At 70.0% G+C, this 11,166-nt stretch carries 11 protein-coding genes; 4 read left to right on the top strand and 7 right to left on the bottom strand.

Features of this window, described 5'->3' with window-relative positions; translation table 11 throughout:
• Positions 1 to 22: 22 nt before the first annotated feature.
• Positions 23 to 1,087, bottom strand: coding sequence for an MraY family glycosyltransferase (locus tag ACGFW6_RS13135; RefSeq protein ID WP_393507680.1), 1,065 nt, complete (start codon positions 1,085 to 1,087; stop codon positions 23 to 25).
• A 184-nt stretch (positions 1,088 to 1,271) separates the two neighbouring features.
• Between ACGFW6_RS13135 and ACGFW6_RS13130 the strand changes: the two genes are divergently transcribed.
• Positions 1,272 to 3,554 carry a (Fe-S)-binding protein gene (locus tag ACGFW6_RS13130; protein WP_393507678.1) on the top strand — a complete coding sequence of 761 codons (2,283 nt, stop codon included), beginning with the start codon at positions 1,272 to 1,274 and terminating at the stop codon, positions 3,552 to 3,554.
• Between the two features lie 101 nt (positions 3,555 to 3,655).
• On the top strand, positions 3,656 to 3,949 hold the full coding sequence (locus ACGFW6_RS13125) for a zinc-ribbon domain-containing protein (protein ID WP_030956327.1): 294 nt from the start codon (positions 3,656 to 3,658) through the stop codon (positions 3,947 to 3,949).
• A gap of 34 nt (positions 3,950 to 3,983) precedes the next feature.
• Here the strand turns inward: ACGFW6_RS13125 and ACGFW6_RS13120 are convergent, their stop codons facing one another.
• The 4 genes from ACGFW6_RS13120 to ACGFW6_RS13105 all read right to left on the bottom strand — a co-directional run bounded on the left by ACGFW6_RS13120 (position 3,984) and on the right by ACGFW6_RS13105 (position 7,612).
• Positions 3,984 to 4,694, bottom strand: a complete 711-nt coding sequence (locus ACGFW6_RS13120; protein WP_393507676.1) for a DUF2637 domain-containing protein — start codon at positions 4,692 to 4,694, stop codon at positions 3,984 to 3,986.
• Positions 4,695 to 5,079: 385 nt separating this feature from the next.
• On the bottom strand, positions 5,080 to 5,730 hold the full coding sequence (locus ACGFW6_RS13115; protein WP_393507848.1) for a Chromate resistance protein ChrB: 651 nt from the start codon (positions 5,728 to 5,730) through the stop codon (positions 5,080 to 5,082).
• An 81-nt stretch (positions 5,731 to 5,811) separates the two neighbouring features.
• Positions 5,812 to 6,729, bottom strand: coding sequence for a calcium-binding protein (locus ACGFW6_RS13110; RefSeq protein WP_393507674.1), 918 nt, complete (start codon positions 6,727 to 6,729; stop codon positions 5,812 to 5,814).
• Positions 6,730 to 6,943: 214 nt separating this feature from the next.
• The gene (locus tag ACGFW6_RS13105) at positions 6,944 to 7,612 is read right to left on the bottom strand and encodes a nitroreductase (protein WP_393507672.1); all 669 of its coding nucleotides are present in this window, start codon (positions 7,610 to 7,612) and stop codon (positions 6,944 to 6,946) included.
• Positions 7,613 to 7,758: 146 nt separating this feature from the next.
• Here ACGFW6_RS13105 and ACGFW6_RS13100 point away from each other — a divergent pair, with 146 nt between their 5' ends.
• Complete coding sequence (locus tag ACGFW6_RS13100) at positions 7,759 to 8,409, top strand: FMN-dependent NADH-azoreductase (RefSeq protein WP_393507670.1); 651 nt, start codon at positions 7,759 to 7,761, stop codon at positions 8,407 to 8,409.
• An 81-nt stretch (positions 8,410 to 8,490) separates the two neighbouring features.
• Here ACGFW6_RS13100 and ACGFW6_RS13095 read toward each other — a convergent pair whose 3' ends face one another.
• Positions 8,491 to 8,976, bottom strand: coding sequence for a MarR family winged helix-turn-helix transcriptional regulator (locus ACGFW6_RS13095; protein ID WP_393507668.1), 486 nt, complete (start codon positions 8,974 to 8,976; stop codon positions 8,491 to 8,493).
• A 166-nt stretch (positions 8,977 to 9,142) separates the two neighbouring features.
• On the opposite strand from ACGFW6_RS13095, the gene ACGFW6_RS13090 reads away from it, so the two are divergent.
• Positions 9,143 to 10,459 (top strand): FG-GAP repeat domain-containing protein, encoded by a 1,317-nt coding sequence (locus ACGFW6_RS13090; RefSeq protein WP_393507666.1) that lies wholly within the window; start codon positions 9,143 to 9,145, stop codon positions 10,457 to 10,459.
• 92 nt (positions 10,460 to 10,551) lie between these two features.
• Here ACGFW6_RS13090 and ACGFW6_RS13085 read toward each other — a convergent pair whose 3' ends face one another.
• Complete coding sequence (locus ACGFW6_RS13085; RefSeq protein ID WP_393507664.1) at positions 10,552 to 11,166, bottom strand: hypothetical protein; 615 nt, start codon at positions 11,164 to 11,166, stop codon at positions 10,552 to 10,554.

The following is an 11,166-nucleotide window of genomic DNA, read 5'->3' as shown; positions in this document are numbered from 1 at the left end:
CTGAGTCGACCCCACTCAACTCTTATCCGTTCCTTACACGCAACGGGGCTCCGACCTGCGACGACGCAACACGGTCGGAGGCCCTGGCGGAGTCCTGCACCGGAACTCTGGGTTGACGCCGCGGCCCGTAGGGCTTGATGTGCAGCAGCGCGAACACGGCGACGAGCGCACCCAGCCCCACCCAGAACGCCCCGGAGCGCGCCATCCATCCCATGTGCACGAGGACGCCGACGAGTACCCCGGCGAAGGCGCCGACACCCAGCAGGATCGTCACGCCCTGCGGAGTGAGCCCGATCCGGCGCAGCCGGTGGGCCAGATGATCGGGCCCGCGCCGCAGCAGCGGCCGTCCGGCGAGCCGGCGCGAGAGCGCCACCAGTACGACATCGGCGGTGGCCAGGGCGGTCAGCGAGTACAGCACGCTCACGCTCGACACGGGATCGAGCCCGGCACGCGTCATCACGGCGGACGAGGCCAGCACGAACCCGACGAACAGGGACCCGCAGGCCCCGAGGCCGATCCGCGCGGGGGGCCAGTTGTGCATCAGGAACCCGGTCAGGGCGGCGGCCAGCACGCTGAGCAGCACGGCGAGTTCGTCCATCACCTCGGCCGCCGCACAGATGCCGACACCGAAGGCGGTGAGCACCCCGACGGTGCCGACCAGGGCGTCCGCGTGGTCCAGCGCCTTGAAGCCGACGGCGACCAGGACGATCCAGCCGACGGCCACCAGCCCGAGCAGGATGCCCGTGTCGCCGTACGGCACCACGCACGCCGCCGCCACGGCCGTACCGCCGACGAGGAAGCGCGCCTTCACCCGCTGCAGGTCGGCGACCAGTCCGAGGCAGGCCACGGCACCCGCGGCGATCAGCAGCCGCCCGATCTCGGAGCCGAGCGGGGCGAACCGCGTCCACTCCCCGGCGGCGGCCACCAGGCAGGTCACGAGCGCGACGGCCACCCCGCCGAGCAGCGGCAGCGGCCGCTGCCGCCGGCGGTCGACGATGCCGAAGCGCAGGGCGGGCAGGCGGAGCAGCATCGCGAGGAGGGCGGTCACGACGAGGGCGGTGGTGGCGGCTGCGATCCCGTAAAGCACGGGCCTAGATTAGTGGCGTATATACCATTTCGGGATGAATAACACGAATCATTCTTAAGGCAAGCCTCAGCGACTCAGATCACCTCGCGCCTGGCTACAGTGCGACGGAGGATGCGGGTAGTCTCAGAGGACTGCATAAGTTACCGCTTAGTAATGTCGCCTCGCAGGCCCGAGGAGCCCGAAAATGCAACTCGCCGCGATCATCGTGTCGCTGGTCCTGATCGTGGTCGGCGTGGCACTGTTCGGCCGCGCCCTCCTCCAGATCTTCAACTTCATGCGGCTCGGTCAGTCCGTGCCCGCGGGATTGCGGACCAACGACCCGTACCAGCGCACCGTCACCCTGGTGAAGGAGTTCCTGGGGCACACCCGGATGAACCGCTGGGGCATCGTCGGCATCGCGCACTGGTTCGTCGCGATCGGCTTCTACACACTGCTGCTGACGATCGTCAACGCCTTCGGCCAGCTCTTCGAGGCCGACTGGATCCTGCCGGTCATCGGTGACTGGGCGCCGTACAACATCTACGTCGAGTTCATCGGCACCATGACGGTGGTCGGCATCGCGACGCTGGTCGTCATCCGGCAGCTGTCCCGGCCGGGCCGGGCGGGCCGCAAGTCCCGCTTCGCGGGCTCGAACACCGGCCAGGCCTACTTCGTCGAGACGATCATCCTCATCGTCGGTGTCTGCATCTTCATGCTGCACGCGCTGGAGGGCGCACAGCACCACGTGGACGGCTACGAGGCCTCGTTCTTCATCTCGTACCCGGTGGTGCACTGGCTCGAGGGCATGGACGTCTCCACGCTCCAGAACCTCACCTACTTCTTCGCGGCCCTGAAGATCGCGGCCTCCTTCATCTGGATGATCGTGGTCTCGCTCCGGACCGACATGGGTGTCGCCTGGCACCGCTTCCTGGGCTTCCCGAACATCTGGTTCAAGCGCAACGCCACCGGCGAGACGGCCCTCGGCGCCCTGCTGCCGATGACGTCGGGCGGCAAGCCGATCGACTTCACCGACCCCGGCGAGGACGACGTCTTCGGTGTCTCCCAGGTCGAGCAGTTCTCCTGGAAGGGCCTGCTGGACTTCTCCACCTGCACCGAGTGCGGTCGCTGCCAGTCGCAGTGCCCCGCCTGGAACACCGGCAAGCCCCTTTCCCCCAAGCTCCTGATCATGTCGCTGCGCGACCACGCGCACGCCAAGGCGCCGTACCTGCTGGCCGGCGGCGGCAAGACCATGGAGGGCGAGGAGAAGGCGTCCGAGGAGCAGCTGAAGGACGTTCCCGCCGCCGCTCTCGCCGAGGCCGAGCGTCCGCTGATCGGCACCGTCGAGGAGAACGGCGTCATCGACCCGGACGTCCTGTGGTCCTGCACCACCTGCGGCGCCTGTGTCGAGCAGTGCCCGGTGGACATCGAGCACATCGACCACATCGTCGACATGCGCCGCTACCAGGTGATGATCGAGAGCGCGTTCCCGTCCGAGGCGGGCACGATGCTCAAGAACCTGGAGAAGAAGGGCAACCCCTGGGGCCTGGCGAAGAAGCAGCGCCTGGAGTGGCTCAAGGAGGTCGAGTTCGAGGTCCCGGTCGTCGGCCAGGACATCGAGGACCTCACCGAGGTCGAGTACCTGTACTGGGTGGGCTGCGCCGGCGCCCTGGAGGACCGCGCGAAGAAGACCACCAAGGCCTTCGCCGAGCTGCTGCACATCGCGGGCGTGAAGTTCGCGATCATGGGCGGCGACGAGAAGTGCACCGGTGACTCCGCCCGCCGCCTCGGCAACGAGCCCCTGTTCCAGGAGCTCGGCATGGAGAACGTCATGGCGCTGAACATGGCGTTCGGCGAGGAGCTGGACGACGAGGGCAAGGTCGTCCCCGAGTCGGCGAAGCCGAAGTCGGCCAAGAAGATCGTCGCGACCTGCCCGCACTGCCTCAACACGATCGGCAACGAGTACCCGCAGATCGGCGGCGACTACGAGGTCATCCACCACACCCAGCTGCTCCAGCACCTGGTGGACGAGGGCAAGCTGGTCCCGGTGACCCCGGTCGAGGGCATCATCACCTACCACGACCCCTGCTACCTGGGCCGGCACAACAAGATCTACACGCCGCCGCGCGAGATCATCGCCAGCGTCCCGGGTCTGCGCAACGAGGAGATGCACCGCCACAAGGAGCGCGGCTTCTGCTGTGGCGCCGGTGGCGCGCGGATGTGGATGGAGGAGCGGATCGGCAAGCGCATCAACAACGAGCGTGTCGACGAGGCCCTCTCGACCAACCCGGACATCGTCTCCACCGCCTGCCCGTTCTGCCTCGTCATGCTCACGGACTCCGTGAACGGCAAGAAGAACGATGGCAAGGCCAAGGAGTCCATCCAGGTCGTCGACGTCGCCCAGCTGCTGCTGGAGTCTGTCAAGACGCCCGTGGACCCCGAGGACACCGCCCAGACGGAGAACGAACCGGAGCCCGAGCCGGTGAAGTAGCCGTCACGGCCGTACGTCCGACGCCCCCTGTCCCCCACACGGGACAGGGGGCGTCGTCGTGAGGCAGGCTGGACACAGGAACTGATCGGAAAGGATCACGCGTGATCATCTTCGGCACCAAGGGCTACCTCTACCAGCTCGCGATACTGACGCTGGTGTGCGGTCAGTGCGGCAACCCCGCGGCGCACACGCTCCGCAAGCGCGTCACGAAGTTCACGCTGTTCTTCGTGCCGCTGTTCCCGGTCTCGACCAAGTACGCGACGCAGTGCACGTTCTGCGGCGCGGAGCACAAGGTGCCCCAGGAGCAGGCCGAGCAGCTCCAGGCACAGGCCGCCGCCGGGGGCCCCGGGGGTCAGCAGCCGTACGGACAGCCTCAGCAGCCGTACCGGTCCTGACCGGACCCCGGTTCCCGGAACCCCGGGCGGCGGTCTACGACTTGGGCTGCTTGGGGTTGTTCATCGCGTCGGCGGCGTGCTTCGGGCCGGGGCGCGACGAGAACTGGCCGACAAGCTCGCGAAAGCAGACCAGGGCGGTGATCGGGGGAATTCCGACGATCACCATCGCGAGCAGGGAGTCCGCCGACTGACCGATGCACAGGGCGACGGCCGTGCCGGAGGAGATCAGCATGACGGCCCAGGACCGCCGGGCGGTCCGGCGCTGGACGGAGGCCCGCAGGATGGACAGGCCGGCCAGCAGCCACGGTCCGTACACCGTCAGCGGCCACCATTGGGCCAGGTTCTCCGATACGACGAGCAGTGCGATGTCGCGGAGCTGATCGTACGAATACGAGATGGACCATGTGAGCATCGTCACCGCACACAAGGTGATTAACGTGACCAGAACGGAGACGCTCACGATCTTCGGATTTCCACCGAGGATCCGGGCGCCCGTCTGCGGTCTTTTCCGATGAACCGGACGGGGCGGGGGTCTGTCGTCGCTGCGCGGGGGCGGCGGCGGAGGCGGCGCGAGATCGGCGAGATCCAGGCCCTGCGTCGTGCTCAGCATGTGAGCCAGCTCCGCGTCCAGATCCCAGCCGCCCGAGGAGGAGATCCCCTGCTCAGGGGCCTGCCAGAGGTTCTGCATGTCGAGCCGCTGAGCGTAATGAGGCTGCTGTTCTACCGCGTCATAGTCGGACCTCATTTCTAGATCTTCTCCCCCTCCAGAGCCGCACGGAGATATTCACTCTCCATACGGCTGATTGCCCTGAGGAAGTCCTCGAGCAGATCAGAGCAGCCGGTGATGCTCCCCGCAGTGGTCTGATCAGCTGCCCGGAACGGGCTCATCGAACTGTCCTCAGCTGCATGTTTTTCCCGCCACGTCACATTCACCTAACGAGCACCGCGGCGGACCGGACATCTGGCATTCGGGGGAATACGCGTCAACGGTGATTATCTGGAAGATCCAATCACCGGGGCGGTCGAAGAAATGCAGAAGATCTTTTACTTGGTGTTATGGACGGCGTTCGGGGCGCTTTCGCGGAGGGCGGGGGCGGCGGAACGAGCGGCCCGGCGGGGCCGGGTCGTGGTCATCGGCCGGACTCGTCGCCGGGCTCCCGCTTGCCCTCTTCGGGGACCCGCTGCTCCGGCACCTGGTGCAGCGCGGCGAGGACGCGCTCGGCGTAGTCCTCGCAGGCGGCCACGCAGACCTTGAGCCGTTCGCCGGCCTCGGCGGCCTCGGGGGCGCCGAACACGTCCCGCGCGGTCAGGTCCCGGTGCCAGCGGCGCAGCCGCTCCAGCGACTGCTCCTCGTCCTCCAGTGCGGCGAGCGTGAGCTTGGGGGGCCGGCCGCTTCCGTCGGCGGCGCCGCCGAGGGCCTTGGTCAGCTCTTCCTCGAACTTGCCGCAGTCGGCCATGAATTCGGCCCAGTCGGCGGAGCGGGCGGCCGTGAACATGGCGCGCAGCCGCAGCCCGTCCTGCGCGCCCCGTCCGGTGGCCGCCAGCGACACGGCCTCGCCGTCGGCGCGCTCGGTCAGCTCCAGCACGCGGAGGATCCCGTCGGCGAAGAGCGGCACGTCCGGTACGGCCCACACTCCCTGCCCGAGGGACAGCGCGCCGATCTTCCGCAGTTCCCGCCAGACGGCCACCCGGTGCCGGGAGGGCTCGGCCGGAACCCTGACGACGAGGACGATCCAGCGCGTTCCGTCCCGCGCCTCGTCGTCCCCGCCGCCGTACTCCATCGCAGTCACACTTCGGAATGTAGCAGCTGTTACATCATGCCGACCGGCGAGTGAAGAGGGGACTCGGGTGCCGCAGGAGTGTCAGTCCTGGCGCTCGACGTCGGTGCCGGGCCCGCCGGAGAGGGTGTCGCGGCCCGGGCCGCCGTACAGCTTGTCGTTGCCGCTGTTGCCGTAGATCGTGTCGTCGCCGCTGTTGCCGTACAGGATGTCGGCGCCGGGGCCGCCGTACAGGAAGTCGCTTCCGGCGCCGGCGCGCACGGTGTCGTTGCCGTCTCCGCCGTTCAGGCGCTGCCGGCCCGCGGCGCCGTACAGCAGGTCGTTGCCCGCGCCCCCGTCGGCGTCGCTCTCGTCGCCGAGCAGGTGGATCGTGTCGACGCCGCCCTGGCCCAGCACGATGGACGATTCGCCGCCGTAGACCGTGTCGTTGCCGTCCCCGGCGATCGCGTTCCCCGCGGTGCCGAGCCGGACGGTGTCGTTGCCGGAGCCGCCGCGGATCTCGTTGCCGTCGACGCCACCGGCGTGGGTGTAGCCGTCCTTGCCGGGGCCCAGGTCTATGCCGGCGAAGTAGTAGGCCTGGTCGGTGACGTTGTCGTAGGTGAGGGTGTCGTTGCCGTCGCCGAGGTTCACGGACAGCGTGGCGTACGGGTCCTGGCTCTCCAGGGTGGTCTCGGTGCAGGTGACCTTGGTGCGGTCCGCGCTGTCGGGATGGGCGCAGTCCTCGTCGCCCGGGGCGATGGCGATCGGGACCACGTCGTCGATGACGTAGGTGATCCGCGCCAGGCCGTCGGCGGCCGTCGCCCGGACGGTGACCTGGTTGGTCTGGCCGGCCGCCGCCGTGTAGACGATCGACCGCCCGCTGCCTCCCGTGACGGTGGCCGACGGCACCGCGGCGCCGGCCATCGCCGGCAGGGCGATCGTCGCGGTCAGACCCGTACCGAGGGCGAGGGTCAGGACCGATGCGGCGCGCACTGCCTTGCGGCCGACGGGGTGAGAGAACATGGCACAACCTTCCTGTGGGGCATGTGGTGTGAACCACCACAGGTGACTCGCGGGGTATGTGCGGGGTTGCGCCCCCACAGGTGCGGCGGCGGCCGTCGCCGTCCCGGCGGCAGGACCGCGGAACCCGCCGACCAGGGACGGTCCAGCCGCCGTAGGGCGGAGCGCCATCTACCGGCCCGGCGGGCTTCGCAAGGAATTCATCGAACGGCGGGCCTCAGTGGGCGGCCACGAACGTGACCGTCTCGTCGAGGGGCGCCCGGCCCGTGCGGGCGTGGTGCACCGTGTCGTCCTCGAAGCCGATCGACATGCCGCAGAACAGCACGAGGCCGTCCGGCGGCGCCAGGACCTCCGCCACGCTCCTGTGGTACTTCGCCCACGCCATCTGCGCGCAGCTGTGCAGCCCCTCCGCGCGGAGCAGCAGCATCACGGTCTGGAGGTACATGCCGACGTCGGACCACTGGGCCGGGCCCAGGTCGCGGTCGATGTAGCAGAACAGGGCCGCGGACGCGCCGAAGCAGTCCCAGTTCGCGGAGGCGGCCCGCTGGCGCGCCTCGATGTCCTCACGCGGGATGCCGAGCGAGCCGTAGCGCTGCTCGCCGAAGGCGGCCCGGCGCTCGCGGTAGGGGGCCTTCAGATCGGCCGGGTACTGCTCGTACTCCGGCTCGTCCCAGGGGTCGCCCGCGGCCAGCCGGGAACAGGCGCGCTTCTTCAGTTCGGCCAGCGGCTCACCGGTCAGCACGTAGGCGTGCCACGGCTGGAGGTTGGATGCGGACGGGGCCCAGGCCGCGGTGGCCAGGACGCGCTCCAGCACCTCCCTCGGAACCTGCCGGTCGGTGAATCCGCGTACGGCCCGTCGGCTCGTGACCGCTTCGTAGACGTCCAAGATCTCCTGCCTCCCGTTTGCTCTGGGCGCCGATCATCGTTGCATCCGCGATGGTATCAATCGATACCATCGCGAGTTAAACTATGGTCGATTACAAGTCACGCCCTCGGCTCAGCCGTTGGGCCACGGTCCCCCGGAGAAAGTCCATGGCCACGCTGCTGCACATCGACTCGTCCGTACTCCCCGGCAAAGCGTCCTCGTCCCGTTCGGTCGCCGCCGCCTTCCTCCAGGCCTGGCGGGAACAGCACCCGCAGGGCACGGTGATCCACCGCGACCTCGCCACCGACCCGGTCCCGCACATCACCGCCGCCGGCTGGTCCGCCGGTCAGACCGCCCCGGCCGAGCGCACCCCGGAACAGGCCGCCGCGTTCGCCGTGCGCGTGCGGCTCATCGAGGAACTGGAGACGGCGGACGCGGTCCTGATCGGCGCCCCCATGCACAACTTCTCGGTCCCCTCGACCCTGAAGGCATGGCTGGACAACGTCCTCCTGCCCGGCCGCACCAGCGGCGAGAGCCCCTCGACCCGGGGCCTCCCGGTCACGGTCATCGCCAGCCGCGGCGGCTCCTACGCGCCGGGCACCCCCCGCGAGGGCTTCGAGTTCGTCCGGAACTATCTGGAAGCCGTCCTCGCGCGCACCCTCGGCATGGACCTCGACTTCATCGTCCCGGAGCTCACGATGGCGCCGCGCAACCCGGCCATGTCCGAGCTGATCCCGCTCTACGAGGCCTCCCGCCAGGAAGCCTTCGAGGACGCGACCGCCAAGGCGAAGGAGCTCGCGAAGCGCCTGGCCGCATAACCCCCGCAACGCGTACGCCGTGTGGGACCCGGCCTTCAGGTCGCACACGGCGCATGTGTTCTCGCGGGACGGGCCCGGCCGTCAGCCGCCGGCCCCCTCGGGGTGGGCGAACCGGGTGAGCAGTTCGGCGAGTTGCTCGTCCTCGCCCGGCCCCAGCACCGCGGTCAGCCCCTCGGCCGGCCGCTCCGCCGCCGCGTGGGCCGCGTCGAAGAGCTCGACCCCCGCGGGCGTGATCTCCACCTGCCGCACCCGCCGGTCGCCCGGCACGGCCTTGCGCACGGCCAGCCCTTTGCGCTCCAGGTCGTCCACGACCCGCATGATCCCCGCCTTGTCCGTCCCCGTCGCCGCGGCCAGATCACGCTGCACCGTGGGCCCGCGGTTCACGAGCACGATCAGTACGGCGAAGTGGCGCAGTTCGATGCCGAGGGGCCGCAGCGCCTCCGTCATCGCCGTGTGCGCGCGCCAGTGCGCCCGGCGCAGCAGCAGGCCGAGCGCGAAGGGCGAGGGGTCACCGGGGCGGTCGGTCGCACGCGAGGCGGTGGTTCCGGGCGGAACGTCGGCGGTCATGTGGCCAGATTACCGCTGTACATTCACTCGATACGGTATCGATTGAAACCAAATGGGCGGTTACGCCTCGGCCGATGGTCCGCACGCTCCCGCACAGGGCTGTCGCCGCCCCTCGAACGCGTGCATCATTACCCAGTTGTTTCCCCTGATGTCGACGAGGTGAGCGGTGCGCACGCGAAGAAGCGGGAAGTGTACGGCGGCCCTGACCGGCACCCTCGGCGTCCTCGCCCTCACGGTCGCCGCCTGCGGCCCCACCAGCGCTCACGACGACGCGGAACCGGCCCGGCACACCCCCTTCCAGGTGGCCGACGCCCCCGCGCTGCTCCCCGTCCCGCAGGGCAAGGGCAGCAAGACCCCCGACGACTTCAACGGCGACGGCCATCGCGACCTGGTCCTCAACGACCTGGTCAAGGCGCAGGCCCACGCGGACGACGCGGGCATCGGCATCGTCTACGGCGGCACGCGCGGACTCGCCCCGGGCGCACGGCAGTTGCTCAGCCCCGAGCGGCAGGGCGCCCCGACCAAGGGACAGCACCCGGCCGTCTTCGACGCGGAGACGACCTGCGACCTCGACGGCGACGGCTTCACGGACCTGGTCGTCTCCACCGACCCGCCCTACGACGGGCAGGGGCAGCCCCCGGTGCCGCTCCAGCTCCTGTTCGGCTCCCCGAAGGGCCTGACGGGCACCGCGGTCAAACTCGTGGTCCCGGGCGGCGCCCGCTACGGCAACGACTGGCCCGACCAGCCGGTGTGCGGCGACTTCGACGGCGACGGCGCGCAGGACCTGGTCGTGCACGCGTCCGGCGGCCGGCTGAGCTTCCTGCACGGCCCCTTCAGCCGCAAGGGCAGCCCGCGCAAGGCCGGCGCCCCCGTCCAGTCGCCCGGCAACGTCCCCACCGGCCCCGCGGCCGACGTCAACGACGACGGATACGACGACCTGGTGGTCCGCACCGCGGAGGGCCGGGGCACCTCGGCCGTCGTCCTCGGCGGCCCGGCCGGCCCCACCCGGACGGGAGCCACCCTGCCCGCCGGCATCGACGTGGCCCTCGGCACCTTCGGCAAGGGCAGGGCGGCCCTCGACGCGGCGATCGGCACGATGGGCGAAACGTCCCTGCGCTACGACGTCACGGCGACGGCCGCGCGCGGCACCCTCGCGTCCGCCGGTTCCAAGCTCGACGCGGCCGACTTCGACGGCGACGGCCTGACCGAACTCCTCTCCAGCGGCTCGCGGTTGCGCATCTTCCCCGGCCGCACGGCAGGACTCACGACGGCGGGCATGGTGACCGTCGAGCCCCCGGCCCGCGGCACCACCCGCGTCGTCACGACCGGCGACTTCGACGGGGACGGACGGGCGGACCTGGTGGTCCGGACGTACGTCGGCGAGACCAAGGACACGGTGGCGGTGTACCCGGGCACGAAACAGGGCCTGGTGGCACCGAAGCCTTCGGTGACCTTCTCCAGCTCGGAGTTCCTGGCGAAGTAACCACCGCCCGGCGAGAACTCGGGACACACTGCGCCGAGTCAGGTGAGTCCGCTCAGGCCGCTCAGTCTCCGGCCGGCCCGCTCAGCCTCCGCTCAGTCCGCGACGCGCGCGCCGATCGCCCGGGCGCGGCGGCGGGCCTCCGGGCTGAGGCCCTTACGTCGGGCGTCGGTGCGCGGGTCGAACGCGGTGGGCTGGCTGAGGCACTCCAGTCCGCGCGGGCCGGGCTTGGCCACCACGCAGGCGAAGCGCGGGTCGCCCGCGTACCAGAGCTCCTCGTCGTAGTCCTTCAGCGCCGCTTGCGTCCGGAACCCGAACATCACAGCCGTCGGCTTCAGCGACGCCGTCTTCTCCGGGTGGTCGGGGTCGGGCAGCACGACGACCGCCCTGCCCCTGTCGATCCGGACGGCCCCCCGCAGGCGGCGCCACGGGTAGACGGCGAGGATGCGCCGGATCCGTATCCCCCTCGCGACGCGGCCGAGAGCCCGGCTCGCCACGAAGGTGATCGCGAACAGGACGAGCACCATGGGCACCACGGCCGCCACCGGCAACAGCGCGACGGTGACGTACAACGCGGCCCACCAAAGGGCCAGCCAGCCCAGGAACTTGGCGACGTTCCACGCCCTCCAGCGGCGGACGGCGCTTCGCGTACCCGGTGTGTCCCAGGCCACCGGGCCGTCGAAGCCCTGCTTGTCGAGGTTCATGGTCAT

Origin of the sequence: Streptomyces sp. Y7 (assembly GCF_043195415.1) — a bacterium.
In the GTDB taxonomy this organism is placed as follows: Bacteria; Actinomycetota; Actinomycetes; order Streptomycetales; family Streptomycetaceae; genus Streptomyces.
The sequence above is the reverse complement of the archived record's forward strand: the minus strand, read 5'-3'. Positions and strand labels throughout refer to the sequence as shown.